Annotated in this window: 28 protein-coding genes and 2 tRNA genes; 14 read left to right on the top strand and 16 right to left on the bottom strand. The window is 56.0% G+C overall.

The window, feature by feature from the left end:
- Positions 1-169: 169 nt before the first annotated feature.
- The gene (locus tag KG698_RS03800; RefSeq protein WP_213684199.1) at positions 170-937 is read right to left on the bottom strand and encodes a hypothetical protein; all 768 of its coding nucleotides are present in this window, start codon (positions 935-937) and stop codon (positions 170-172) included.
- A gap of 210 nt (positions 938-1,147) precedes the next feature.
- Here KG698_RS03800 and KG698_RS03795 point away from each other — a divergent pair, with 210 nt between their 5' ends.
- Genes KG698_RS03795 through KG698_RS03780 form a run of 4 tightly spaced genes read left to right on the top strand, consistent with a single transcriptional unit; the run spans position 1,148 to position 4,168 of the window.
- Positions 1,148-1,966 carry a hypothetical protein gene (locus tag KG698_RS03795; protein ID WP_213684198.1) on the top strand — a complete coding sequence of 273 codons (819 nt, stop codon included), beginning with the start codon at positions 1,148-1,150 and terminating at the stop codon, positions 1,964-1,966.
- Between the two features lie 59 nt (positions 1,967-2,025).
- Positions 2,026-2,706, top strand: a complete 681-nt coding sequence (locus KG698_RS03790) for an AAA family ATPase (protein WP_213684197.1) — start codon at positions 2,026-2,028, stop codon at positions 2,704-2,706.
- Positions 2,706-3,437 (top strand): hypothetical protein, encoded by a 732-nt coding sequence (locus KG698_RS03785; protein ID WP_213684196.1) that lies wholly within the window; start codon positions 2,706-2,708, stop codon positions 3,435-3,437. The genes KG698_RS03790 and KG698_RS03785 overlap by 1 nt, the downstream gene beginning before the upstream one ends.
- Positions 3,437-4,168, top strand: a complete 732-nt coding sequence (locus KG698_RS03780; RefSeq protein WP_213684195.1) for a hypothetical protein — start codon at positions 3,437-3,439, stop codon at positions 4,166-4,168. Before KG698_RS03785 ends, KG698_RS03780 begins: the two co-directional genes overlap by 1 nt.
- A 3-nt stretch (positions 4,169-4,171) precedes the next feature.
- Here the strand turns inward: KG698_RS03780 and KG698_RS15765 are convergent, their stop codons facing one another.
- From KG698_RS15765 to KG698_RS03755, 5 genes are all read right to left on the bottom strand, one after another.
- Positions 4,172-4,432 (bottom strand): type II toxin-antitoxin system mRNA interferase toxin, RelE/StbE family, encoded by a 261-nt coding sequence (locus KG698_RS15765; RefSeq protein WP_213684194.1) that lies wholly within the window; start codon positions 4,430-4,432, stop codon positions 4,172-4,174.
- A complete protein-coding gene (locus KG698_RS03770; protein WP_213684193.1) occupies positions 4,416-4,649 on the bottom strand; it encodes a hypothetical protein in 234 nt (77 codons plus the stop codon). Before KG698_RS03770 ends, KG698_RS15765 begins: the two co-directional genes overlap by 17 nt.
- A gap of 710 nt (positions 4,650-5,359) precedes the next feature.
- Positions 5,360-6,181, bottom strand: coding sequence for a UTP--glucose-1-phosphate uridylyltransferase GalU (gene galU / locus KG698_RS03765; protein ID WP_213684192.1), 822 nt, complete (start codon positions 6,179-6,181; stop codon positions 5,360-5,362).
- A gap of 113 nt (positions 6,182-6,294) precedes the next feature.
- Positions 6,295-6,594, bottom strand: coding sequence for a type II toxin-antitoxin system RelE/ParE family toxin (locus tag KG698_RS15760; RefSeq protein WP_213684191.1), 300 nt, complete (start codon positions 6,592-6,594; stop codon positions 6,295-6,297).
- Positions 6,591-6,836 carry a type II toxin-antitoxin system ParD family antitoxin gene (locus KG698_RS03755; RefSeq protein ID WP_213684190.1) on the bottom strand — a complete coding sequence of 82 codons (246 nt, stop codon included), beginning with the start codon at positions 6,834-6,836 and terminating at the stop codon, positions 6,591-6,593. Before KG698_RS03755 ends, KG698_RS15760 begins: the two co-directional genes overlap by 4 nt.
- Positions 6,837-7,221: 385 nt before the next feature.
- On the opposite strand from KG698_RS03755, the gene KG698_RS03750 reads away from it, so the two are divergent.
- On the top strand, positions 7,222-7,788 hold the full coding sequence (locus tag KG698_RS03750; protein ID WP_213684189.1) for a tyrosine-type recombinase/integrase: 567 nt from the start codon (positions 7,222-7,224) through the stop codon (positions 7,786-7,788).
- Here the strand turns inward: KG698_RS03750 and KG698_RS03745 are convergent.
- Complete coding sequence (locus KG698_RS03745; RefSeq protein WP_213684188.1) at positions 7,785-9,314, bottom strand: tyrosine-type recombinase/integrase; 1,530 nt, start codon at positions 9,312-9,314, stop codon at positions 7,785-7,787. The two genes, KG698_RS03750 and KG698_RS03745, sit on opposite strands and share 4 nt — an antisense overlap.
- Positions 9,315-9,559: 245 nt before the next feature.
- Positions 9,560-9,633: transfer RNA gene (locus KG698_RS03740), tRNA-Cys, on the bottom strand.
- 632 nt (positions 9,634-10,265) lie between these two features.
- Here KG698_RS03740 and KG698_RS03735 point away from each other — a divergent pair.
- From KG698_RS03735 to KG698_RS03705, 7 genes are all read left to right on the top strand, one after another.
- Positions 10,266-10,523: a hypothetical protein gene (locus KG698_RS03735; protein WP_213684187.1), complete on the top strand. Its 258-nt coding sequence runs from the start codon at positions 10,266-10,268 to the stop codon at positions 10,521-10,523.
- Positions 10,520-10,798 (top strand): hypothetical protein, encoded by a 279-nt coding sequence (locus tag KG698_RS03730; protein ID WP_213684186.1) that lies wholly within the window; start codon positions 10,520-10,522, stop codon positions 10,796-10,798. The genes KG698_RS03735 and KG698_RS03730 overlap by 4 nt, the downstream gene beginning before the upstream one ends.
- A 612-nt stretch (positions 10,799-11,410) precedes the next feature.
- Positions 11,411-12,064: a protein-L-isoaspartate O-methyltransferase gene (locus KG698_RS03725; protein WP_213684185.1), complete on the top strand. Its 654-nt coding sequence runs from the start codon at positions 11,411-11,413 to the stop codon at positions 12,062-12,064.
- Between the two features lie 77 nt (positions 12,065-12,141).
- Entirely contained in the window at positions 12,142-13,503 is a 1,362-nt protein-coding gene (locus KG698_RS03720; protein ID WP_213684184.1) for a TolC family outer membrane protein, read from the top strand.
- A 181-nt stretch (positions 13,504-13,684) separates the two neighbouring features.
- Positions 13,685-14,623, top strand: a complete 939-nt coding sequence (locus tag KG698_RS03715; protein ID WP_213684183.1) for a hypothetical protein — start codon at positions 13,685-13,687, stop codon at positions 14,621-14,623.
- Between the two features lie 56 nt (positions 14,624-14,679).
- Positions 14,680-15,543, top strand: coding sequence for a rhomboid family intramembrane serine protease (locus tag KG698_RS03710; RefSeq protein ID WP_213684182.1), 864 nt, complete (start codon positions 14,680-14,682; stop codon positions 15,541-15,543).
- 249 nt (positions 15,544-15,792) lie between these two features.
- Positions 15,793-16,116 (top strand): DUF6280 family protein, encoded by a 324-nt coding sequence (locus KG698_RS03705; RefSeq protein ID WP_213684181.1) that lies wholly within the window; start codon positions 15,793-15,795, stop codon positions 16,114-16,116.
- A 97-nt stretch (positions 16,117-16,213) separates the two neighbouring features.
- Here KG698_RS03705 and KG698_RS03700 read toward each other — a convergent pair.
- The 7 genes from KG698_RS03700 to glmU form a co-directional block, all read right to left on the bottom strand.
- Positions 16,214-16,299, bottom strand: a tRNA-Leu gene (locus KG698_RS03700).
- A gap of 61 nt (positions 16,300-16,360) precedes the next feature.
- Positions 16,361-16,900 (bottom strand): adenine phosphoribosyltransferase, encoded by a 540-nt coding sequence (locus tag KG698_RS03695; protein ID WP_213684180.1) that lies wholly within the window; start codon positions 16,898-16,900, stop codon positions 16,361-16,363.
- A 23-nt stretch (positions 16,901-16,923) separates the two neighbouring features.
- Complete coding sequence (locus tag KG698_RS03690) at positions 16,924-17,592, bottom strand: DUF2927 domain-containing protein (protein ID WP_213684179.1); 669 nt, start codon at positions 17,590-17,592, stop codon at positions 16,924-16,926.
- A gap of 143 nt (positions 17,593-17,735) precedes the next feature.
- The gene (locus KG698_RS03685; RefSeq protein ID WP_213684178.1) at positions 17,736-18,419 is read right to left on the bottom strand and encodes a DNA alkylation repair protein; all 684 of its coding nucleotides are present in this window, start codon (positions 18,417-18,419) and stop codon (positions 17,736-17,738) included.
- Positions 18,416-19,012 (bottom strand): GNAT family protein, encoded by a 597-nt coding sequence (locus KG698_RS03680; RefSeq protein WP_213684177.1) that lies wholly within the window; start codon positions 19,010-19,012, stop codon positions 18,416-18,418. The genes KG698_RS03685 and KG698_RS03680 overlap by 4 nt, the downstream gene beginning before the upstream one ends.
- Positions 19,009-20,823 (bottom strand): glutamine--fructose-6-phosphate transaminase (isomerizing), encoded by a 1,815-nt coding sequence (gene glmS / locus KG698_RS03675; RefSeq protein ID WP_213684176.1) that lies wholly within the window; start codon positions 20,821-20,823, stop codon positions 19,009-19,011. The genes KG698_RS03680 and glmS overlap by 4 nt, the downstream gene beginning before the upstream one ends.
- Positions 20,824-20,826: 3 nt before the next feature.
- Complete coding sequence (gene glmU, locus KG698_RS03670; RefSeq protein WP_367114025.1) at positions 20,827-22,200, bottom strand: bifunctional UDP-N-acetylglucosamine diphosphorylase/glucosamine-1-phosphate N-acetyltransferase GlmU; 1,374 nt, start codon at positions 22,198-22,200, stop codon at positions 20,827-20,829.
- 122 nt (positions 22,201-22,322) lie between these two features.
- On the opposite strand from glmU, the gene KG698_RS03665 reads away from it, so the two are divergent.
- Positions 22,323-22,988, top strand: coding sequence for an HAD-IA family hydrolase (locus tag KG698_RS03665; protein WP_213684174.1), 666 nt, complete (start codon positions 22,323-22,325; stop codon positions 22,986-22,988).
- Positions 22,989-23,032: 44 nt separating this feature from the next.
- Entirely contained in the window at positions 23,033-24,235 is a 1,203-nt protein-coding gene (locus tag KG698_RS03660) for a DegT/DnrJ/EryC1/StrS family aminotransferase (RefSeq protein ID WP_213684173.1), read from the top strand.
- 60 nt (positions 24,236-24,295) lie between these two features.
- Here KG698_RS03660 and KG698_RS03655 read toward each other — a convergent pair whose 3' ends face one another.
- The gene (locus KG698_RS03655; protein WP_213684172.1) at positions 24,296-25,939 is read right to left on the bottom strand and encodes a CTP synthase; all 1,644 of its coding nucleotides are present in this window, start codon (positions 25,937-25,939) and stop codon (positions 24,296-24,298) included.
- Positions 25,940-26,044 lie beyond the last annotated feature (105 nt).

Here is a 26,044-nt window from a genome sequence, read left to right as displayed (position 1 = left end):
TGTTCTACTTATTGATGTGTAGGCAAACACTGCATGTTAACATGGCATTTATTTACAAGTGACCCAACAGTACTGTTTGAGCAAAATGGGCAAACAGTACTGTTGCAAACACAGTGTTTGATTAGCGAACCTGTGGATAAAATGCACTCTAAGGTTGTTTGCACTTGTTTTAACGGCCCACAGATTTTGGAAACTCACCCTTGCCGACATTCTCAATATACTGCCGCGCTGTGCGTAGATATCGACTGGTCTGATTAGCAATGCTTGTGCGCGCACGGTGATTGTGTGCTTTGACCTGCATCGCCTGTTTGGTCCGCCTTTCACCATATTTGGTCTCAGGCATAAGATTAGGCTTAAGCCCCGCTTTTACACCTAAGTCGTATTTTGACATATCGGGATAATACAGGTGCAGATCCCAGAGTGTCAGTGTTTTGTGCAGTGTGTGTGAAGAGACATTTTTATAGATTGGGTAACGTGCTGAGGAAGCACGCGTAGATTCATTATTTTTTAAAAGTGAATGTGCGCGTAAGTGCAGCGCTTTAGTCTCTTCGTGGATCTGATTGAAGGGTTTGCGAGGATCAAGCCAGTAGTTCAGGCCAATGCCTGCTTCTTCTGGCATTACTTTATTCTGTTCTGCAAAGAGCAATTGATGGCTTCGCCACCAAGATAAGAAGTCATTGCCAAAAACATTCCCAAAATCATTATAAAGCCACCCCAGTCTTCCATTGCCACTTTGGCGGCATGTGCGTTTGTATGCGGTGTTGCGCCGTAAGAAAGCCCACCACCAGTAATAAAGCGAGGCCATGAAGGCAGGTGCATCTTTATAGGGCGAATTTCTGGGCTCACGGAATCTCGTGCCTTTTAAATCGTCTATATTTGGCGGAGCTGTCATAAAGCTCAGTGGCGATTGCAGCTCAATGGTCGCGTCGTAGACCATAAAACCATCTCCTTCATGATGTATATGGTTTTAGTTTTTCAAGGTTCAAAGTCGATAGCGTGAGTCTCATTCTGTGCTTGTTTGAGCCTACATGCCCGCAAATGACTGTTCACCTTAACTTTGTGTCATGAAGCGTCATCCAGCATCAGAGTTTGCAACCACCCCTGTGTTTTCAGGGGTTCCAATCAAATGTTCTGAAAGGAAAAACCAATGTCAGTTCAATCTCAAATCAAACACGACATCCATACACGCCTCGAGCAAATGTCCGCCGCGCGCGTGGTCTGGGAAGAAGGCACAATGCGTGCCGCCACAACTGAGCTCTATGCAATCTTGGAGCAAATCTACGCACTTTATTCTGAGTTGAAGGCCGAAGTAGGCAAGCGTCGTGCCTTTGCCTCACTGCTTACAGATTTGGATCTAAAAACTCAGGCAAATACCAGCTTAGCACTGAAGGTCATTCGCTATGTCTTTGGTAAAGTAGGTCGGCGTGAGGACTCTTACGCCCGCGTGATTGCGATCGCCCACGACATGAAAGGTCCAGATCAAAGCTTCACCAGCTATGTGCAAGAATGTGGCGGCATTGAAGAGGTGCGCCGAGTTCCTAAGGCACAAAAAGCCAGCATAATGAGCAAGGATGATTATAAAAAGCTAGCGCTTGATGGCCTGGCAGATGTCCAGGTCGGGGTCAGCACATTTGAGCTTCCTACCTTCATTCAACCAAATACAGACTATGAAGAAGATTATGCGGTTGCTCTTGTGCGCTGTCACGATGATGGCACAGGTACAATCGTCTACGGTTGCAACGAAGCAGGTGTCATTGACGCAGTCCTAGTATCTTCCGGCAAAGATCTGGATCAGCGCGCTCAGGATAGCAAAGCGCAGGTTGATGCCGGTGATCTTGCAGAACGGCGTGCACGCGATGTCCGCGAATTTACCTCCAAAATGATCACTGTGAGCTCGATGCCAAATGCAACTGTTAACGGTGGCGCACTCCGCACAAACGGGGCTGTGACCCCGCATTACGGCTAAGGCGAAACGAAAGGGCGGCTTTCGAGTTGCCCTTTTCCCTTTCTCTCATGGAGGCAAACATGTCCTTTGATCTTAAACACCTTCCATCCGCATTTAACGATCTCGTTATCGCTGATCCGCTGAACGCAGGCATCATAAAGCAATACTGTACTGCTATACCCTCAAAGCCCCTATTACTCGTGGGACCGCCAGGCGCTGGAAAAACCGAAGCCGCGCGTGTGATTGCACAGACTTACTTTAAAACCAAAAACATCCAGAACATGACCTGGGAATTTAATGGGGGAAGTTCAGGAAAAGACCTGCAGTCACAAATTATGGCAGAGGCTAATTTCCAGCTCTTTGGAAACCCGGACAAAGCTCTTGTTGTTATTAACGAAATCGACACGCTAGATCTTCGCACGCAGCAACCCTTGTTTCGTGACTTCATGGATGCAAAGCGCTCTTACATCCGCTTCATTGCTACGACCAATCACAAATCGCGGATACTCGGTGCCATCCTAAGCAGGTTTCGCGTTGTAGATCTTACCCCACCAACAAACCAAGACTGGGTGCCTCGTGCAAAAGCTATTCTAGAAGACGAAGGCATGTCGCCATCCACTCAAGACGTTGCACTCATGCTCCAAAGTTTTGAAGGCAGTGCTCGAGATTTGATCGATTTGTTGGAGGAGACCGTGATCGGATGGCGCACCGCACAGTCACCGGCGCCAATCACATCACATTCTTCAAGGAGGGCTCTCTGATGAAAGATTTATTTGACGAAAAAGGTCTCTACGAGCTGGAGATGTCGCCTGAACAAACTGATTTCTTATGGTTTCTCGATCAGTGTGGATTTGATGTAAAGGTTCGCGCACTACGACACACTGACGTTTTTGATCGCGTGCGCGGTTTATTAATGCACAAAAATGAGCAGGAAAATCTAGCTCTCGAGTCGAGTCTCCATCACAACTTCCTATTAGACGGATACTCTAGAAATCCTTCCCCTGGACACCCAGCCGTGCGAAGACATTACAATCGCTTCTGGGGGTATAAATTCCCCAGCAATCAAAAGAGCAATTTAATTCATGTAAAATTGCGCCAAATTGAAGCCGGCTTCACACCCGTACTTCCACATGAAAAACTTACTTTGCCAAAAGGAGTGCAAGATACGGGTAGCAAACGTGCACTCATGCTGATGCTCGCATTGCCCGATCGTATTACTAACCGCTATCATGAATGGGCTCAAAACCTGTGCTTTATTGATCAACTTTTAGAACTAAAGCCAGACTATAGCCTACTGCATGAGTTGCGCGACGAATATCATGCAGAGTTTCTGAAGCTGTATAAAAGCGAGCTCAGATATGCAAAGCAACCAGAGTATGGCAGGCGTAAGGATGGGGAAGCGCAGGCGTTCTACAAAAAGCTCTTCAAGTTTCAGTATCCGGTAAAGCGCGATATTATTCGGTGTCTTTGTGAAGCAAAGCTGAACGAGTGATGGAACATAATTCAGACAGAAAGGCTTTTGAGGCTTGCATTGTAGAAATCGTGCAATGCTTAGCAGGTCTGTGTGATACTGAAATTGGTATCCACACAGATCCTAATCAGATTGCATCTTTAGCTAATGAAGGCGGGAGCCAAATTCTAGGCTATGAAGTCGCACCAACGCCTCAGCATTTTCAATTTGATTGCGATCTCGTTCCTATTGAAGCCGCATATTTAAAGCACAAAGAATATGACCATTATGTGTCGCGTGTTGGGCTGCGCATTCATCTACCTAGTCAGATTGAGAACATCTTGCGTGCGCAGTTCTCAAGCAGTCTCATGGACCAAGTTGATTACGCGCTCACAGGACATTCAGACCTAGAATTTGAGATGGTATACGATGGTCTCTTAGTCTGTTTTTTAACAACGGGATTTGATAATTTCACTGTTGATGGCATGACAGATACGATGTTGCGACATTCTTATGCGCAAATTGTACAAGACCTAGACCCTCTTATGCCATGGCTCAAGTTTGCGAGGTTTCTCGCGCAACAGCATTATACCCATGAGCAAATGGAAAATATCCAAAAACGACTGCCCAGTATTCTCGACAATGCGCTGCAAAACAAGAGTATTGCAGATGCACATGTCTTTACGCTTTGTGAACTCAGTGGATCATTTGATCCAGCGCTGCGCTTATTTAAAAAGCGTTATGGTGATCTGTTTGTAGAGGAATTGGAATAAGGCTTATCTATAAACGTTTTTGCGATGCCCTATCTTTACGACCTCAATAATGATTTCCTGCTCATTGATGGTATAGATGGCGCGATATTGTCCCACGCGAATTCTCCATCCGTCACGCCCTGTTAATGGTTTTGAATTTATCGGGCGCGGATCTTGAGCAAGATGCTCTAGAGCATTTAATATTCGTAGCACATCTTGCTTTGGGATGGATCGCAAGTCTTTCTTGACCGACGACTTGAAACGGATGCTATATAATTCCGTCATTCTTCAGTTCACTTACAAAGCTCGAATAGTCCATTGACGGCTCATTTTTGCGTGCATCATATTCAGCGATATCTTCTGCATCTTCTGCAGCAAGCAAGCTCACAGCTTCATTAACGATATCCGATACAGAACGGTTCTCTTGCGCAGCCTTGAGTCTAAGTGCTTTGTGCATGTTCGGGTCAAAATAAATGGTTGAACGTTGTGATAATTGAGCCATGAGGATGTCTCCTAGTTGTCACGAGCACTATAGCATCAAAACGTTATAACGTCAATTTTGCGTTTAAACCGCTTTTGAGCCGGTTTTCTGCGTCTCGTGATAAATAAACGTGTAGGATGGAATAGTTGGACATGCCTCACGCATCGGTAACAGGCTCTATGCATCGGAAGATGCCCCAGGAAGATCCGAACACAGGTCACGCTGTGGCGGTGGATGTTAGGGACGCCAAGCAGTTTATGCCGAGCTGCTAATAAAACAACTGGCGCTTTTTGTCGTAGAGCGCCCAAGCAAAAAAACGGCAGGAGTGGGAATACAAGGCTCAAATGAGAACCCCACGCCCGCATCCACTGTTTGTCATGGCTTTGGATGCACTAGGGTGCGTTGCTGAAAAGGTGGCGCGTAAAGCTGACAGAGTAACCCCAGCTTCCTTTAACAAGGTTGCGCTCATGACAGACGGTAGCAACTCGGATGAGGTCATCGTCATACCAAGGCTGCAGTAAGCCTTGGTATGACTGCACAATCTGGATGAGATCCCAAGTATATAAATTCAAAATCACAAAAGCTGTTTGAGCTTATCAAGTTGGAAATACATGACTGAAGGTGTTTGTGATTGAGCGCAAGCGAATGAACAAACAGCGATAGTCAGCTCGGCGAAGCTGAGCTTGATAGATGACAAACACTATAGGGTTGGAACAGCTCTGACTAAATGATCAGCGCGTTCTACGATCAGCCACATGCATGATGGCATCCAAGTACCCTTGTACACTGCCGCAATCAAACCGGCGTCCATTGAGCGTGACGGCTTCCACTGCATCTTTAGCGGCTTGTGTGTTGATGGCATCTGCCAGTTGGATTTCTCCACCAGCTCCTGCGGGTTGATTGCGCAAGATATCAAAGATGTCCGGGGTCAGGACATAGCGGCCAATGCTAGCAAGGTTCGAAGGGGCTTTGTCAGCATCGGGTTTTTCAACAAGACCTGCCACTGATCCTGGCGCGCCATTTGGCACAACAACTCCATACTTGGAAATATCAGGACCGTTGACTTCCATTACACTGAGTTGCGTCTTGCCAGATGTTGCAAATGCGCGTGCAAGATCAGCAGTCACACCTGCGCCTTCATATGTGAGAAAGTCATCTGCGAGCAAAACGGCAAACGGATCATTACCTACAGCACGTTCCGCACAAAGCACAGCGTGGCCAAGACCAAGTTGTTCCGGCTGACGCACAAAGATGCATTCCACACCCGCGGGCAGTATGTTTTTGACCATGTCGGCTTGTTCATTTTTGCCTTTGGCGCGCAGAGCCATTTCGAGCTCTTGGTTGTTGTCAAAATGATCCTCAATGGCGCGCTTGTTGCGGCCGGTTACGAAGATCAGCGTGTCAATGCCCGCAGCAATGGCTTCTTCAGCGGCGTATTGGATCAGAGGCTTGTCCACGATGGGCAGCAATTCTTTCGGCATGGCTTTGGTCGCAGGTAAAAACCTTGTGCCAAAACCAGCGACGGGGAAAACTGCTTTGCGGAGTTTGGTCATGGAAAATACTCAGAAGTTAAAGGGCTGGTGGATGCTCGGTACATAAAGAACAGCAGAAGTTCAATTGCACTGCTCCCTGAAAAATGTTCTCCTCCTGCGTATTTTATAGTCTTTCAGTTTCTCGTTAGATGCTGAGGAATATCCATCGAGTCATGTAAAATCCTGATTATTCTCACTGTAGCATCCGTTGACTCGAAAATAACGATATGTCGGTTTACACGCACCTTCAGCATTCCAGGCCTTGGAATGTGCAGAACCTGCACAATTGCTTCGCCATTAGCAATTTGATGTACTTTGTCCCGAATGTCTTTGAGATACACCTTTGCCTGATTGGCGCCCCACATTTGAGCGGTGTAATCAGTTATATTTTCCAGATCCTTTAGGGACTCTTTCGAGTATTGGACGTGCTTCATCGTGCTTTTGTATTTTCAGCACGTTTTTCCAGAGCGTTCCAATCAATTTCGTCCGTAAATCCGCTTGCGAACCCTTTATCTACTGCATCGCTCAATCTTTGCGTCGCAACTTGTTGTTGTTCAAAGAGACGCAGTGCATCCCGCACGACTTCGCTTGCGGTGCTGTAGCGCCCTGATTGCATCTGTTGAGCAATCAGCGTGTCAAAGTGTTCACCCAGTATGATAGATGTTGCGCGGCTCATAGTACCCTCCAAATATGAGATTATAATATGCTGTTGAACAGGTCGTGTCAATTTTATGCCTACCAACGTGCACTGAACTCTAGTTCTTTGAGCTTACAAACAGATGTGCCGTTTGAGCCGAAGTACAGCGTTCAAAACCTCATGTTATATACATTTCATGAGATTATCGGATAACTCATTGATTTTATTGATGTATGCAGCGGCGCCTTAAGTTGCGTCAAAATCAAATCTCACGATTTGCATTTAATCCTAACAAAACATGAGATTTTGGCCGAATTGGCCTTTTAAAATACAGTAATCGTAGGGGCAGAAACCGGTCGCCCAACCCAAACCTCAGACTTTATAGTGTTTATAGCGATAAGATGAGATTTAAGGATTTTATACCATGAGACATGCACAGACACTGAATGAAGCCCAGTTTCGCAAGGTGCTGCACTACTGTCGCACAAGACGGCACGCTAATCGTGATACGGCGATTTTCATGGTAAGCTTTTTTGCGGGATTACGCGCTAAAGAAATTGCAGCGCTCAAGTTGGGCGACGTGTTTGACGCCGAAGGTCGTGTACGTGAACAGTTTACGCTTGAGAGCGACCAAACCAAGGGTGGGCAGCGGCGCAGCGTGTTTATCAACAAACGTCTCGCAAAAGCATTAGAGGACTACGGATTGGATAAAAACTTTAGCAATTTAGAGCGTCCTTTGTTTGAAAGTCAGAAAGGCGGTCACTTCTCGCCAAACACAATGTGTCAGCTGTTTTTGGACATTTTGAAAAACTGTGGCTTCAAAGATGCTTCAAGCCATTCGGGACGCAGAACCTATATTACCAGATTGGCAAACAAGGGAGTAGGTGTGCGCTTGCTTGCTGCACTTGCGGGGCATTCTCATATCTCGACTACACAACGGTATATCGATGTGAATGCGGATCAGATGAAAGAGGCGGTGGAGCTGCTTTAACTCAGCAGTTTTATCATTGCATCCTCTGACAGGCGTCCGTCTTCAAAAGCTGTGAGCGTGCGCAATCGCAGGTCCTCTGCAAGTTCAAACCCACTGCGCTCCGCCCCAACAGCAATCAGCAGGGCTTTTTCTGAGAGCTTGCCAGCATCAAACAGATCAAACGCTTTCTCATGCGCTGATGTTTTAGGAGCAGCAGTTTGATCTACGGCCGCTGCGGCTTGTGCAGACACTGTTAGATTGGCAACTGGGGCTTCTTGCAGCTCTCGGTCGCCCTCGGCTTTTGCTGTCGCTTGCTGCGGCTCTGTGACGGTCTTTGCTGCATTACGCTGCTCTTGCTGATCACGACCTGAGTGCAGACCTGGGTTCATGAACGGCGACAGCTTTGAGTAAAAACGGTCCAACACGCCCGTGCTGTTGCCCATCTGCCTGCTGAGGGCGTGGGTGCTGATGCCGCGCTGCAGATCCAAAGTGGCGTAGAAATGCCGCCAGCTGTAAAGCGTTCGCTTTTTACCATCGGCGCCATATACAATTTTGAGAGATTTAAGCAGCGTCTCAAAATTGCGGGAGAGGTTGGGCCGCGCTGCCCGTTCGCCATAGCGAGTGACAAACACATAATCTTCGCATTTGCTTTCAATCACTTCATCCAGGGTTTTGCCTCTGAGATTGGGATTGAGCGCCAATTGACGCTCTAGGGGCCTTATAGCGCGATCTCTGGCAATTAGTGGCCGCTGACCCGTCTTTCCTGCCACAAACAGCCCAAGATAGGTCTGATCCTCTTCTTTGATCCATAGCAGGTTTTTCCATTTGAGGTTCAGAGCCTCAGTCCCATGCCGCATCCCAGTGTTGGCCAGCACCAGCACGTAGTTCCTGAGCACTTCACGCGTGGCCTGAGTATTGGGATTGTCAGACGCCTTATGAAACGATCTCAGGGCCTCATAGATGGTTTTGTATTCTTCTTTGGTAAAACTGCCACGGCTTTCTGTTTTGATACCGTCATTGATGGGCTTGGGCCGAATGGCATGTGTGATCCAACCACGTTGTTCCGCTTCATCCAGCACTCGATTTAATGCCGTGTTATGCGTGTTGATGGTACTATGATGTGCCTTGCGTCCCAGCTGTTCTGTGCGCCACTTGCCAAAGTCCACCAGAGCTTTGGCATTGATATTGGCTACATCATATGAACCGAAGAACGGAATGAGATACTTATCAAGAGCAGTGATGTAGTCTTTGTAGACGATGTGTCCGCTGCCAGAACGCAGTTCTTCTTGCATCCTGTCCCGTGCAAATTCTGCAACACGACGAAACTTGCGCGTGCTTTGTGGCAGATTATTTTTGAGACGATCTTCGGATGTGTAGAAAAACTTCATCGCGACTTCTGTGGCGCGTTCTATGCTTTCTGTCTTGGTTGAAAATCTATGCCAAGAGCCATCAGCCAGTTTAACCCGTGCTTGCCACTTTGCACTGCCAGGTCTTGTATCCAGTCGAATGTGTTCGCTGACTTTAATGGTTCTGTTGGTCTCCTTCATAAACCAATTGTATGATCAAAACTCTCAAAGGAAAACGAAACTTTACAGCACGCGTTGTTGAGTTTCCAAAATCTTTGCGGGCAAACAGCAGAAAAGTGCCGTGCGAGCAGAAATTGCTGGCGAACACTGCAAGTGCGATCACTGTGTTTAACAGGGTGATTCCGCTGATACATACACAGAAAACTGTGTATCAACTGTGTATGAGGAAATTGTGAGGAAAAAAGTGGCTAAGTGCTTGATTTTGTTGGAGGCGGGTACCGGAATCGAACCGGTGTACACGGATTTGCAATCCGCTGCATAACCACTCTACCAACCCGCCTCAAGTGATGTTTGTAGCTACATTAACACTGCGGGATGTGCAAGAGGCCATCCTTTGTTAATTGAGATAAAAGCACTAATTTCTGGTAGTTTACGTCTGATTTAATTGAGAAAAGCCCTCGCGACTGAACCTTCAGGTCTCGCATGTATTTCTGTGTGAAATACACCCAAAGGGTGAAATGCGCCTCGTGATCTTTCATCTCAATTAGAACCCGACACCTTAGGGTTGTTAAGGCTTAGCTGCCAAGTCCTGGTCTGAAGAGCGTTTAGAGTTTGAAACGCAGTTCGTAACGCACTGATACTAATGGAATTACAATCTAATGCTGTGCTCACTCTCGCTATTGATGTGAAGGCAAACACTGCATGTTAACATGGCATTTATTTACAAGTGACCAAACAGTACTGTTTGAGCAAAGTGGGCAAACAGTACTGTTGCAAACACAGTGTTTGATTAGCGAACCTGTGGATAAGTTTTTGAAACATGCATGATTACAGAGCGTTACGTTGTTTTTGCACGTAAGCCCATATTTTAACGCAAGACATCTAATCCATGTTCTAAGGGCCAATACAACATTGCCCAATAGCGCTCAGTATGTTAGACAGTACTATAATCAACACGATTGGAAGTGCGCTATGCCTAACATACCGGCAAATGAATTGAAGACCCGAGGCGTTACAGCGATCGAGCAAGCCTTAGCGGACAGCACTGAAGCGATTGTCTCCGTACGTGGTAAAGACAAGTATGTGGTTATGAGCTTTGAGCAGTACTCTCACTTGCGTACATGTGAGCTAGAAGCCGCAATTCATGAGACACGTAAAGATCTGGCAGAGGGGCGGTTTATCACAGAGAGTCCTGCAGATCACTTGAAACGCCTTGAGACGATGAAATGAGTTACAGGCTGGTCTTTACAGACAGCTATAACAAAAAGGCTGCCAAATGGATCAAGAAGCACCCACGCCTTAAAGATCAGTATCTCAAGACCCTTCAGTTGATGGAGCTCGACATTCAGCATCCATCGCTAAGACTGCATAAGCTGACTGGTAAACTGAGTGGACTAAGTTCTGTCTCAATCAATATGAGCTATCGCATTACATTGGAACTTATGATCCAGGACAACGACATTATTTTGATCAACGTTGGTTCGCATGATGAGGTTTATCAGTGATGTTAGCAATCCGCGTGTGCGATTGGTGTAATTCAAGCACGCGACTGTAGCCAGTTTCATTAAGCCAACACGAGAAGCAGGAATGCCCTGTTTAAATGCAGCCTGCGCCGGGGGGTGAGTGCGATTTGCTAATGCTTGCCAAAGGACAACAGCTCAATTCATGAGACGAGGCGTTAGTGCCGTCAGAGAAACAGCAATTATCCTGCACATTGTGTTCGCATTAAAAGTCTGAGTAGCGACTTTTTCAGGGGCATAATTACCGTGTTCAACACCCTGATTTTGCTCAATTTTGTGTGAAAACTGTGTATCAACTGTGTAAGCTGATTTTGAAGGGTGAATTTCTCTTAAGTCTTTGTTTTTAAGTAATTAAATGGGAGGTTTGGGCGAGTGCAACTGTTTTTGCAATCCGCTGCGTAACCTCTCCGCCAACTCGCCGCCGGGGTGGTGCGCACTGAGGTAGCCGATGCGGGCAGGGCGCGCAAGGTTGCAAACGCGCGATGTTGCGCGTGCGGATCGGTGAGAAACGTCGCAGCCCGCCATCCTGTCGTTGCGCAGCCCCGCGCGCTGTGCGATGAGAAACGCGGATAAACTAGACGGATTGGTTCAGTTCCCATGGCAGACTACGCCGAACGCCGCCGCACCATGGTTGACACGCAGGTGCGCCCCTCTGATGTCACCAGCTTTCCCGTGCTTGACGCGATGTTGACCATCCCGCGCGAGGCGTTTGTGCCCGATGCGATGCGCGACTTGGCCTATGCGGGCGCGCCGATCACCCTGACGGGGTCGCGTCAGTTGATGGAGGCGCGCAATATCGCCAAGATATTGCAGGCGCTTGATTTGCAGCCCGGTGAGCTGGTGCTCGAGATTGCGCCGGGCTTGGGTTATACCACCGCCCTTTTGGCCAGCTTGGTCGATGCGGTCGTTGCCGTCGAAGAGGATGCGAGCTTGGCCGCCGATGCAGAGGCGGCGCTGTCTGCGCAAGAGATCGACAATGCGGCCGTCTTACATGCGCCCTTGACCGCTGGCAGCGCGAAGAACGGCCCCTATGATGTGATCGTGGCCTTTGGCGGTGTCCAAGAGGTGCCGCAATCCTTGATCGACCAGATCAAGGAGGGGGGGCGGATCATGGCCGTTTTCATGCAAGGCGCCTTGGGCGAGGCGCGTCTTGGCCGCAAGATCGACGGCGCTATGTCGTGGCGGGTGGAATTCAATGCAACCGCCCCGGTTTTGCCGGGCTTTGCACGGGTTCCGGGGTTCGTATTCTGACGGCTATTTCAGTGGCAAGGTGCCGGGCGGGTTTCGGCAAGCGAAGGGTGATGGTGATGGCGGGCTGGAATAAGCGAATGACGCGCGGTTTTGGTGTAGCGCTTGCGCTCATGCTGACCGCGCTGCCCGTGGGTGCCGATACGCTGCGCAGTGCCATGGCCGATGCCTATCGCAACTCGGCCCTGCTGGAGCAAAACCGCTACTTGCTGCGGGTGCGCGATGAGGGTGTGAACCAAGCCATCGCCGCGCTTTTGCCGACCTTGGGATTTGTGGCCAGCACATCGCGCGATCTGGTGGGCGATACCACCACCACCACTGCGCGTTTGGTGGCCGAGGCCACGCTTTACGCGGGCGGGTCGCGGCGCAATGCGTTAAGCGGTGCGGAAGAGACCTTGAATGCTGCGCGCGCCCAGCTTGTGGCGCTTGAGGCGCAGGTGTTGGGTGATGCCGTCACCGCCTATCTTGAAGTCTGGGAAGCAGAGCAGGTCGTCGCCGTGCGCGAGGCCAATGTGCGCGTCGTGACCGAACAATTGCGCGCCGCGCGCGACCGTTTCGAAGTGGGCGAGGCGACCCGCACCGATGTGGCGCAAGCCGAGGCGCTATTGGCGACCGCGCGGTCCAATCTGGCCGCCGCGCAAGGCACGCGCGACATTGCGCGCGAATTGTTCAATCTTGCGGTTGGGCGCTACCCTGCGGCGCTTTCCGGTCCGGGGGCGATGCCCACCTTGCCCGCCTCCGAGGAGGTGGCCGCGCGTCTTGCCCGGCAAGAACACCCTGCGATCCGTGCTTTGCAACATGAGGTTGCCGCCGCCGAGTTCGCGGTTGCGCAGGCGCGTGGTGCGACGCTGCCGAATTTGTCGATGGAATTGTCGCGCAACGAAACATTCGTTGCATCTAATCCTGTGTTTGAGGGGAAGGGCGCAAGCCTGAGCCTGACGCTGAGCCAGCCGATCTATCGCGGTGGCCAGCTTGGTTCGCTGGAGCGGCAGTCGCTTGCACAGGCCGAGGCGGTGCGCGCAAGCCTGACCCGACAGGTGCAGATCAATCTGCAACTGCTTGGCAATGCCTATGCGCGTCTCGATATTGCCACGGCGCAGCTGCAAGCCTCGGACCAGCGGATCAATGCCGCCCAGCTTGCCTTTGAGGGCATTCGCGAAGAGGCGTCATTGGGCGCGCGTACCACGCTTGATGTGCTTGATGCCGAGCAAGACCTGCTTGAGGCGCGGATCAGCCGGATCGAGGCGCAATCTGGGCTTTACGCGGCGGCCTATGGGATTTTGGGGGCGGCTGGTCTGTTGGGTGTGGCCAAGCTGGACCTGCCCGTGCCGGAATATGATGTCGCGGCCTATGGCGCGGCCTTTCAGGGGGGGCGGCCGCGGGTGATGTCGCCGCAGGGGGATCGGCTCGATACGCTGCTCAAGGCCATCGGGCGCGAGTGATCGCACTGCCGCAGCTTGCCGCTTAATCGTTACAATGCGTGCTATGCGTTGTGTGAACGCGCGCTTGCGGTTATCTTTCGACGCAAGCCCCCAGCATGAGGGGTAAAGCGCTGGCTTGCCTGCACCGCCCGGCGCGGTGTGTCGCTTGGGCCAAGCGTGTTGTATCGAGGAGTGTGTCGTAATGTCGGAAGCCGCGAAATCCGCTGAAGAGATTGAGGATGTCTTGGCATCCATTCGTCGGCTTGTCTCGGGCCCGGCTGGCAAATCCGCCCCTCTCAGCCCGCCGGATAGCGCGCCGAAACTGCTTTTGACACCGGCGTTACGTGTCAGCGACCCTGATGATCCTTGGCTGCCCGTCGCGGACACCATCGCGGATGATGCGGATGCGGCGGAAGATGACACGCCTTGGGATTTCGAGGATCGCTTGGCCGATTGGGGCGAAATTGCCGAAAGCGCCGAAGAAGCGGTCGATGATGCGATCGCCGAAGGGGCGCTGCATGGCGCGCCTTGGATGGGCCAAGATCGCCCAACATTCCGTGCCAAGCTGACCCATTTGCAAAGCGCAAGTGCCAGTGCCAGCGCCGATTTCGAGGCCGAGGTGGGCGATGCCAATTGGCCCGATCCCGGCGCGGATCAGGCCTTGCGCGAATTGACCCAAGCGCGCGGGCAGGCCGAGCAAGACGCCCCGGAACCAGACAGCGCGGCGGATGATGACGCGCCGGGGGATGACCTGCCGCCAGATGATGGGGCGCAAGCAGATGGGGTGCCGGGCGAGGGGCGTGATGCCGCGCCAGCGCAGCAGGGCGATGATGACGCAGCACAAGATCATGTTGCCGCGCAAATCGATGTTGATGCGCCAAGGGACGCCGCCAAAGACGATACGCGAGACCCGCTGGCCGATGAGGACGACAGTATCGAAGATTTCGGTGCGGCCACCGCACCGTTCAGCTTTCCCGAGACCGAGGATGGGATCCTTGACGAGGAAACGCTGCGCGAGATCATTGCCGAGGTTGTGCGCCAAGAGCTGCAAAGCGAGCTGGGCATGCGCATCACCCGCAGTGTGCGCAAGATGGTACGGCGCGAGGTGCGGCTTGCCTTGGCGCTGGACGAGTTGACCTAGGTCTTGGCCGTGCATCCCCCCTTGACCGGCGCTGCCGCGCGCCCAAGGGTGGGGTGATGTTTCCAATTCGCGATCATAACCCGTCCAACCGCACGCCCTATGTGACTTGGGCGCTGATCGCGATCAATATCGTGGTCTTTCTCTCCTATTACCCGTCGCTGTCGGGGTCCGAGCGGTTGCTGATGGCCTTTTTCGACGATTGGGCGCTGGTCCCGCGCGAGGTTGTCTCGGGCATCGATGGGCATACGCTTATCACCTCCATGTTCTTGCATGGCGGCTGGATGCATCTGCTGGGCAACATGCTGTTTTTGTACATCTTCGGCGATAATTTAGAGGATTTGTTCGGGCATCTGCGGTTCTTGGGGTTCTACATTGCTGCGGGTGTTGCCGCGGCGCTGGGGCAAATCCTTGCCGCGCCGGGCTCGAACGTGCCGATGGTGGGCGCATCAGGGGCAATCGCGGGCGTGATGGGGGGGTATTTGTTGCTGTTCCCGCGCGCGCGCATCGATGTGCTGATCATCATCGTGATCTTGTTCAAGGTCTTTACCATCCCGGCATGGGTCATGCTGGGGCTGTGGTTTGCGTTGCAATTGTTCAACGGCATGGCGATGGATGCGGCGGGCGGCGGTGTCGCCTATTGGGCGCATGCGGGCGGGTTCATCGCGGGTGTGGTGCTGGCCTTGCCGCTATGGCGGCGGCTGGGCGGGCCTGCGTTCTGGGCGACATGGCATGGCGAGCCACCCCATGCGCCGGTTGATTATGTCCTTGCCCCGCGCGGCGCGCATGCCATCCCGCGTGTCCGCCGTGTGATCGGCACCCCGCATGCGCCGATACCGCCCGCTGGCGCTGGCACGACGCGGATTCCGCGCAGTGGCGCACGCCGCCGCCTGTTTTCGCCCTGGGATGCTGGGCGCAAGTGATAGACCGCGCGCCCCGGGGCGCGACCCAAGAACTATGTCAAAAACATGGCAGAATCTTGATAGATTTTTAACAGACCCTATGTGTTTGAACTGAGACTGGCGTCATCTGCTTAAAAATTTGTGGTTTCTCGCGTAGCTATGCGCTGAGCGAATATCACATATGCGATTTTGGCATCACAGAATCGCATTCTTTTCAGGCAGAAGGGGCTTCACGCCGGAAATGCAAGAGCAATAACAAGGAACGACGAAATGAGAGATTTCGTTGATGGCACTGCCTTCAACTTCGAACAAGGCCAGCGCGCGCGGAAACTTTTCGCCGCTGTGGTGCTTGCAGCTTTGGATGACGCCATTGCTGATGACAAGAAATATGGCAATGGCCCCGAGCAGATCGCCCGCTGGGCGCGGTCGCGCGATGGCCGTGAAGTGCTGAGCTGTGCGGGTATCGATCCCAATGAGCGCGTCGTTCAGGGCTTGATGTGTTTCGTATCACGCGGCGTGCGGACCTCGGTCGCACTCAGCCGTGAAGAGAGCGAGCGTCGGAGCCAAGCTGAGTCAGAGGCCGAAGCCGCCTGATCGCCCTGTTGCCGCGCAAGCGGCAAGCGCACCCCAAGAACGCGCCCCGCTGTGGGCGCGTTTTTCGTTGGGCTTGGCCGCAATGTCGGCTTTCTATTGGTGCGGGCGGGGGGACTTGAACCCCCACGGCACAAAGGCCCACGGATTTTAAGTCCGATATGTCTACCATTCCATCACGCCCGCAACGCTGCTTGGCTAACGGCTTGGCGTTGGAATGGCAATCGCTTGGGCGCGGGTTCTCGCGTCACAGACCGTCAAAGGCGCATAGCGCGTGGACGGGCACGCCCATCGCCGCAAGTCGTGCGCGCCCGCCCAAGTCGGGCAGGTCGATGACAAAGGCGCAGCCCACCACCTCGGCGCCCAAGCGCTCGACCAGCCGGATACCGGCCTCGGCGGTGCCGCCTGTCGCCAGAAGATCATCGACGAGCAGCACCTTTTGACCGGGTGTCAGCGCGTCGTCATGGATCTCGACCGTCGCTTGGCCGTATTCGAGGGTATAATCCTGCGAAATGGTCACGCCGGGCAGTTTGCCCTTTTTGCGCACGGGCACGAACCCCTTGGAGAGTTGATGGGCCACCGCGCCGCCAAGGATAAAGCCGCGCGCCTCGAGCCCGACGACGATGTCGATACGCTCGCCCACGAAAGGGGCCAAAAGCTGGTCAACCGCAAGCCGAAAGCCGCGCGGATCTTGGAAGAGCGTGGTCACATCGCGAAACATGATCCCCGCATGCGGGAAATCGGGGATGGTGCGGATATAGTCTTGGATCGATTTTTGGTTGGGCATCTGGCTGTCCTTGGATGGGCCGCTCAGCGGCGCGGGTAATGGCGGCGAAGTGCGGCGGCATCTTGGCCGCGCAACCACACCGTGGCGTTATCGATCTCGGAAAAGATCGAGGGTCGATAGGCCGGGCTGTAGATGTCGGTGGGTAAGCCCAAGGCTTGGACCAGCTCTTCGAGCACGACGGAGGCGATCTCGCGGCGACGGATGTCTTGGCTGATGGCGATGGCAGCTGACAAGATCGTGCCGCCGCGTGAGCGCAGCGCCACACGGGCAATAGCCATTTCGCTGCCGTCAAGCTCGGCGATGCTTGTGCCGGTGATCCGCGCGCCTTGCGGTGTCGGGACAAGATACAGCGGGATATCGACCTCACCTTCGTAAACACGGGTGAGATGCACATCGGCCCCTGTGGCATTGATCTCGGCGATGGCCGCGTCGATGGCGCGGTCGATCAGATCAAGCTTATAGCTGGGAAAGCTGGGCGCGACATCTGCAATGCCAATGCGCAAATCCGCGCGTCGGGTCACGGGCCAGCGGATGAAGGGCTTGGCGCAGGTGCCACCCGGCGGTGCCGCGCAGGCGACGAGGCGGTAGAAATCCTCATCCGAGATCAAATCGGGCACGGCGATGAATTCCTGTGCCGACGCAGCGGTTGATGCGAGGCAGAAGAGCAGGGCAAGGGCGAGGCGGCGCAACATGCGCACAGGTGACGCAAAGCGCGGGGCGAGTGCAAGCAGCGCATGCATCGCGGGCGTCTGGCTGTTGCATGCGCACCGCGTGGGAGGATGGGCCGGCATGCGTATTTGTAAAGCAAAGAGGGCGCGTTAATCTTGTTGGCGGGTTAACGGCCAAGCTGGCGGGCCGCCTCCTTGCGGGCGAAAGGTTTGAGGGTGGCGCCATGGGTTGCCAGCCACGCGGTGACGGCATCGGGGTCGCGCTTGGACAACTCGCGCAGCCACCATGCGATGGCTTTTTGGATGAACCAATCGCGGTCGGGGGCGAGCGTTTCGCACCAGCCAAGGATGGATGCGCGCGCCGCCGCCTCGGTCGCGTTCGGGTGGCGGGCTTTGGTGAAGGGCAGCGCAAAGACCAGTGCCGCGCGGCGTGTCCACATGTGATCGGATAGGGTCCAATTCGCCAATATGTCGAGGCGGTGAGGGTCTTGCATCAGCCGTTTGGCACCGCTTTGGGCCACCGCATCGGCGATGGCCCAGCTGTCGAAATCTGGCACGAAGCCCGTGATGCAATCCCACGCGGCGTGGTCATCGGGGCGGATGCGGGCTTGGATGAACAATTTACCCGCCGCGATCCGCGCCTCGAAAATGTCGCTTGCCCAAAGCCCTTGGGCAAGCGTGACAAGGCCGGGTTGATCCAAGGCTTTGCGCCATTCCTCGGCCAAACTGCCCGTCAGCGCGTTGGACAGGCCCAGCACCTCGCGGCTTTGTTTGTGATAGGCGGCCATGTCTGTGGCGCGGGCCGGGTCGGCATGGGCGCGGAGCGCGGCGATGGCGTCATCCGCTGTCATCTTGGCCGCGCGATCAGCCCGTCGAGATGGGCGCGGATGACCGGCCATTCCTGCGCGGTGATGGAATAGACCGCCGTGTCGCGGATCGTGCCATTGGGCATGGTCATATGCGCGCGCAAGATCCCGTCAAGCTGCGCGCCCAGCCGCTCGATGGCGCGGCGCGATTGTTGGTTCAGGCGGTGGGTGCGAAACTCGACCGCGAGGCAGGACCAAACCTCGAAAGCGTGGCCCAAGAGCAGGCGCTTGGCCTCGGTATTCAGCGGGCCGCGCTGGGCGGTAGGCGCGATCCAGGTCGAGCCGATCTCGACGCGTGGCGTGGCGTGGTCGATATTCATATAGCTGGTCATGCCGATGGGAATGCCCCGCGCGTCAAGCTGGGTAAAGGGGATCATCGCGCCGATATCGCGCAGGCGTAGGCGGCGGTCGATCTCGGCCAACATGCCCGCAGGCGCGGGGATGGCGGTATACCACAGCTTGTGCAGATCGCCCGCGGCGCTGGCCTCGGACAGGGGTTCGGCATGCATGCGGTCAAGCGGCACCAAGGTGACATGACGGCCGCGCAGGGTCAGGGTCGCAGGGCCAAGGCGGCTCATTCCACGGTCACCGATTTGGCGAGGTTGCGGGGCTGGTCCACATCGGTGCCTTTGGCAATCGCGGTGTGATAGGCCAAAAGCTGGGCGGGGATGGCATAGACCAAGGGCGCGGCAAGGCGGCCTGCGGCGGGCAGGGTCAGGGTGGCTTGTGTGCCCTCTGCTGCGATGGCGGCACCGGCCGCATCGGTGATCAGCGTGACCTGACCGCCGCGGGCCATGACCTCTTGCATGTTCGAGACGGTCTTGTCGAAGAGCGCGTCATGGGGGGCAAAGACCAGCACGGGCAGGGTGCGATCGATCAGCGCGATGGGGCCATGTTTCAGTTCACCCGATGCATAAGCTTCGGCATGTATGTAGCTGAGTTCTTTTAGTTTTAGTGCCGCTTCAAGGGCGGTTGCATACATCACCCCGCGCCCAAGAAACAGGGCCGAGCGCGCCTCGGCCAGACCGGCTGCGATGGCGGCGATCTCGGGCTCGCAGGCCAGCGCTTGGTTCATCTGTTCGGGCACATGGCGCAGCATGTCGAGTTCTTGACCGATCTGGGCCGGGGTCAGCACGCCACGCTGGCCTGCCGCATGCAGCGCCAAAAGCGCCAGCACGGCCAGTTGGTTGGTATAGGCCTTGGTCGAGGCGACCGAGACCTCGACACCTGCCAAGATCGCCAGCGCCACATCGCTTTCACGCGCGATGGATGAGGTGCCGACATTGACAAGGCTTGCCACCATCGCGGCCCGTCCGCGCAGGTAGCGAAGTGCTGCCAGCGTATCGGCGGTCTCGCCTGATTGGCTGACGACAAGGGCCAGCGTGCGCGGGGCCAAGGGCGGCTCGCGGTAGCGGAATTCGGAGGCGACATCGACCTCGCAGGGGATGCCCGCCACCTGTTCAAACCAGTATTTCGCGGTCAGGCAGGAATAATAGCCCGTGCCGCAGGCCACCATCACAACCCGGTCGAAGCGGGTGAAATCAAGGCTTTCGGGAAAGACCGGCAGCGCGCCCGGCGCGTAGCGGGCCAGCGCCTCGGCTAACACGCGGGGCTGTTCGTGGATTTCCTTGGCCATGAAATGCTTATATCCCGCCTTGTCGATCACGGCGGCGCCGATCTCGATCCGGGTTTTGGGGCGGCTGGCGGGGGTGCCGGTTTCATCGAAAATCTCAGCGCCTGCGCGGGTGATGAAGGCGATATCGCCCTCGTCGAGATAAGTGATCTGGTCGGTCATGGGGGCCAGCGCGATGGCGTCAGACCCGACATACATCTCGCCCTCAGCCTCGCCATGGCCGATGGCCAAGGGCGAGCCGCGGCGCGCGGCGATCAGCAGATCATCATGCCCGTCGAACAAGAAACACAGCGCAAAAGCCCCCTCGAGCCGCGCGATGGTGGCCTTGGCCGCTTCGCGCGGGGACATGCCGCCCGCCATGAAACGCGCGCAGAGATGGGCGACGGTTTCGGTGTCGGTTTCGCTTTCGAAGTTGGAGCCCGCAAGTTCGGCCCGCAATTCGCGGTAATTCTCGATGATGCCGTTATGGACCACGGCGACCGGGCCGTTTTGGTGGGGGTGGGCGTTCGCCTCGGTCGGTGCGCCATGGGTGGCCCAGCGGGTATGGCCGATGCCTGCCTTGCCCGGCAGCGGCTCATGCACCAGTCGGTCGGAGAGGTTGATGAGCTTGCCCACGGCGCGGCGGCGGTCGAGGTGGCCATCTTGCAGCGTGGCAATGCCCGCGCTGTCATAGCCACGATATTCCAGCCGCTTGAGCGCCTCGAGGATCAGGGGGGCGACCTCATGGCTGCCCAGAACGCCGACGATACCGCACATGGTTTAACCTTTCTTGCTGGCCTTGATGGCGCGCAAACGTTCCATCAATCGGATTGCCAGACCGGGCTTGTTGACCTGTTTGGCGCGGGCCAAGGCCAGCGCGCCGGGGGCCACATCCTCGGTGATGACCGAGCCCGAGGCGGTCATGGCGCGGTCGCCAAGGCTGACCGGGGCCACCAGCATGGTGTTGGAGCCGACAAAGACATCGCGCCCAATGACCGTGCGATGTTTCATGACGCCATCGTAGTTGCAGGTGATGGTGCCTGCGCCGATATTGCTGGCATCCCCGATTTCGGCATCGCCGATATAGCTGAGGTGATTGACCTTGGCCCCTTCGCCGATTTGGGCCTCTTTCACCTCGACGAAATTGCCGATGCGCGCGTCATTGCCGATTTCCGCGCCGGGGCGCAGGCGGGCATAGGGGCCGATCACGGCGCCCGCGCTGACATGGGCCCCCTCGAGATGCGAAAAGGCGCGGATATGTGCGCCGCTTTCCACGGTGACACCGGGGCCAAAGACGACATAAGGCTCGATCTCGGCATCGCGTCCGACCCAAGTATCTTGGGCGAAGATCACGGTCTCGGGGGCTTGCATGGCGACGCCATCTGCCAGCATCGCGGCGCGGCGGGCGGTTTGAAAGGCAATCTCGGCTTGGGCAAGCTCGATACGGGAATTGATGCCCAGCGTCTCGGCCTCGGGGCAGAGGATGGCCGTGGCCGACAGCCCATCGGCCACCGCAAGACCGGGCAGGTCGGTCAGGTAGTATTCACCGGCGGCATTGTGGTTGCCAACCTTTGCCAAAAGCCCCAGCATCGTGGCCGCATCACCCGCCATCAGGCCGGAATTGCAGATGGTGACGGCGCGCTCGGCTTGGGTCGCATCCTTGGCCTCGACGATGCGCAAGAGCCGCTCGCCATCCATGATGAGCCGCCCATAGCGGCCGGGATCGGCTGCCTCGAACCCCAGCACGACGATATCGTGATGCGCGCGCGCGGCCTGCATCGCGGCAAGGGTTTCCTCTGAAATGAAGGGGGTATCGGCGTAAAGCACGATCACATCGCCGCTGAAATCGGCCAAGAGGGGGGCGGCTTGCAGCACGGCATGCCCGGTGCCCAGTTGTTCGGTTTGGCGCACATATTCGGCCCAAGGGGCAAGCTCAGCGACGGTTTTCTCAACCGCGTCCGCACCATGACCGGTGACCACGACGATCCGGGCAGGTGAAAGGGTGCTGGCCGCATGCAAAGCATGCGCGATGAGCGGCACGCCCCCCAGCTTGTGCAGTGGTTTGGGCAAATCGGAATTCATCCGCGTGCCTTGGCCCGCGGCCAATATGATCACCGCGATGGGTGTTGGTGCGCCTGTTTCGGAAATGCTCACGCGATGTGCCCCTCGTTTTGTGGCTGTTTTATCGAAGGTGGGGCGCGGCGCAAGCATTGGCGCTTCACTTTGGCCTACGCCCTGTTACATCGACGGGCGGAAACTTGCCCAAGGGGGGCCTCATGCGCTGTGTCATCTTCGATCTGGATGGGACATTGGCCGATACCGCCGGTGATCTGATCGCTGCGGCCAATGCGGCCTTGGGCGCAATGGGCCATGCGCCGCAATTGGTGATGGGCCGCGATGATGCGACCGCGCTGCGCGGTGGGCGGGCGATGCTGCAACTGGCGGCCGACCGGATGGGGATGGCGCAGGCCGCGCCGATGATCGCTACGGGCTACCCGCTTTTGTTGTCGGCCTATGGTGACGCGATTGACCGGCACACCACGCTTTACCCCGGCGCGATGGATGCGGTGGCCCGGCTCAAGGCGCGCGGCATCGCGGTGGGCATTTGCACCAACAAGCCCGAAGGCTTGGCCGAGACGCTGTTGACCCGGCTGGGCGTCAGGGCAGAATTCGCAGCCCTTGTGGGGGCTGACACATTGCCCGTCCGCAAGCCTGACCCAGCCCCGTTTTTCGAGGCGGTGGCGCGCGCGGGCGGTGCACGGAGGCAATCTTGCCTGATCGGCGATACAGTGACCGACCGCGATACGGCGCGCGCAGCGGGCCGGCCTTGTGCCCTGGTCACATTCGGGCCCTTGGGCCAATCGGTCGCCGATCTTGGGCCAGAGGCGCTGATCAATCATTATGACGGGTTGGACAGCGTTATTGATCGGTTGATCGCCTGATCGGGGCATTGACGCGGAGGGTTTGGCACTCAATTCTGTGATCCATGACAAAACCTGTTTTCACCGGCAATTTCACCCAGCAAGAACCCATTCCCGAGGCGGCGATTGCCGCAGCGCTGGATGTGATGCGCTCGGGGCGGTTGCATCGCTATAACCTTTTGCCCGGCGACGAGGGCGAGGTGGCAGCACTCGAACGCGAATTTGCGGCCTTTACGGGCGCGCGCTACGGGCTGGCCGTGGCCTCGGGCGGCTATGCGATGAGCTGCGCGATGCGCGCCATCGGTGTGCAGGTGGGCGATAAGATCTTGTCCAATGGCTGGACGCTGGCCCCCGTGCCGGGGGCGATCGCAAGCGTCGGGGCGGTGCCGGTTTTCGTCGAGACGACGCAAGATCTGACCATCGATCTTGACGATCTGGCCCAAAAGGCGCGCGAGAGCGGGGCAAGGGTGCTGCTCCTTAGCCATATGCGCGGCCATATCTGCGACATGGACCGGCTGATGGCGTTGGCGCGCGCGCATGATCTGCAGGTGATCGAGGATTGCGCCCATACGATGGGGGCGGCATGGCGCGGCATGCCATCGGGGCGGCATGGGGTGATCGGCTGCTACTCGACCCAGACCTATAAGCATATCAATTCCGGCGAGGGGGGGCTTTTGGTCACCGATGATGCCGAGGTCATGGCCCGCGCGGTGGTTTTGTCGGGTTCCTATATGCTTTACGGCAAGCACACCGCTGCACCCCCTGTCGAAATGTTCGAAAATGTAAAGTATGAGACGCCCAATATCTCGGGCAGGATGGATCATCTGCGCGCCGCGATCTTGCGCCCACAGCTTGCCGCACTCCCCCAGCAGGTCGCGCGCTGGAACGCGCTTTACCGGATGTTGGAGGCGGGTCTGCGCAATATCGCAGGGCTGCGCCTGATCGAACGCCCGGCGCAAGAAAGCATCGTTGGCTCGTCTTTCCAGTTCCTTTTGCCGGGCTGGTCCGCCGATACGATGCGCGCGCTTTTGGCTGCCTGCGCCGCGCGGGGGGTAGAGTTGAAATGGTTCGGCGCGGCCGAGCCCGTGGCCTTTACCTCGCGCTATGATAGCTGGCGCTATGCGCCGCCCCAACGCTTGCCGCGCACCGATGCGATCCTTGCCGGGCTGATCGACATGCGCTTGCCGCTGACATTCTCGGAGGCCGATGTGCGCCTGATTGCGGAGATCATCCGCGACGAGGTGACAGGGATGGGGCGCGTTTTCTGAAAGAAAACGCAACGGAAATCTGGAGATTTCCCGTGCGGAAAACGGGCGTTTTCCGCCGGGCTAGACCAGTCGCGAGTTTTCCTTGGCCGCGCGCACGAAATCGCGAAACAGCGGATGGGGTGCGAGTGGCTTAGACTTCAGCTCGGGGTGGAATTGCACCCCGATGAACCACGGGTGATCCTCGATCTCGACGATCTCGGGCAGGCGGCCATCGGGCGACATGCCCGAAAAGCACAATCCCTTGGCCTCAAGCGCCTCGCGATATTTGATATCGACCTCGTAGCGGTGGCGGTGGCGTTCTTCGATGTTAAGCCCGCCATAGACGCCTGCAACCTTGGAGCCTGCTTTCAGCACCGCATCATAGGCACCAAGGCGCATCGTGCCGCCCTTGGCATCGGTCAGCTTGCGGGTCACCGATGCGTTGCCCTGCACCCATTCTTTGAGGTGGTAAACCACAGGCGTGAAACGCTTTTTCCCCGCTTCATGGTCGAATTCTTCTGAACCTGCATCGCGCAGATCGGTGAGGTTGCGTGCGGCTTCGATCACCGCCATCTGCATGCCAAGGCAAATACCGAGGTAAGGCACTTTGCGGGTCCGCGCAAACTCGGCGGCTTTGATCTTGCCTTCGGTGCCGCGCTCGCCGAAACCGCCGGGCACCAAGATCGCGTCGAAGCCTTCAAGATAGGGGGCGGGATCTTCGCGCTCGAAAATCTCGGCATCGATCCACTCAGCCTTAACCTTGACGCGGTTGGCGATGCCGCCATGGGTCAGCGCCTCGGCAATGGATTTATAGGCATCTTCAAGCTGGGTGTATTTGCCCACGATGGCCACGCGCACTTCACCCTCGGGGTTGGCGATGCGGTCGGCGACATCCTCCCAAGCCGAGAGGTCGGGCTTGGGGGTTGGGCTGATTTGAAAGGCGTCAAGCACCGCCTGATCCATCCCCTCGCGGTGATAGGCCAAGGGCGCTTCGTAGATCGAGGCCAGATCTTGGGCGGCGATCACGGCATCGGGGCGGACATTACAAAACAGCGCCAGTTTCTCGCGTTCCTTGGCGGGGATCGGCCCTTCGGACCGGCACACAAGGATATCGGGCGCAATGCCGATCGAGCGGAGTTCTTTGACCGAGTGCTGGGTGGGCTTGGTCTTTAACTCGCCGCTGGCCTTGATATAGGGCAACAGCGTCAGATGCATGAAAATGCATTGTCCACGCGGCTTGTCTTGGCTGAATTGGCGGATCGCTTCGAAAAACGGCAGTCCCTCGATATCGCCGACGGTGCCGCCGATTTCGCAAAGCATGAAATCGACCTCATCCTCGCCGATGCGGATGAAGTCTTTGATCTCATTGGTGACATGGGGGATAACTTGGATGGTTTTTCCCAAGTAATCACCGCGGCGTTCTTTCTCGAGAACGGTGGAATAAATCCGGCCTGATGATACCGAATCCGTCATCCGCGCGGCGACGCCGGTAAAACGCTCATAATGGCCAAGATCGAGGTCTGTTTCCGCCCCATCGTCTGTGACGAACACCTCGCCATGCTCAAAAGGCGACATCGTGCCGGGATCGACGTTGAGATAGGGGTCAAGCTTGCGCAGCCGCACCGTAAAGCCGCGTGCTTGCAACAGCGCGCCCAACGCCGCCGATGCCAACCCCTTGCCAAGCGAGGAGACCACACCGCCGGTGATGAAAATGAATCGCGCCATGTCAGCAAACCTTCCCGTGCCGGAGCGCGCCGCATCATCAGCGCCCTGCCTATCCCTGTATCACGGGATTTGATCTTAACTGGATTCGCCACATCCCCGCAAGGG

The organism is Roseicyclus sp. (assembly GCF_018402035.1).
GTDB lineage: Bacteria > Pseudomonadota > Alphaproteobacteria > Rhodobacterales > Rhodobacteraceae > Roseicyclus.
The sequence above is the reverse complement of the archived record's forward strand: the minus strand, read 5'-3'. Positions and strand labels throughout refer to the sequence as shown.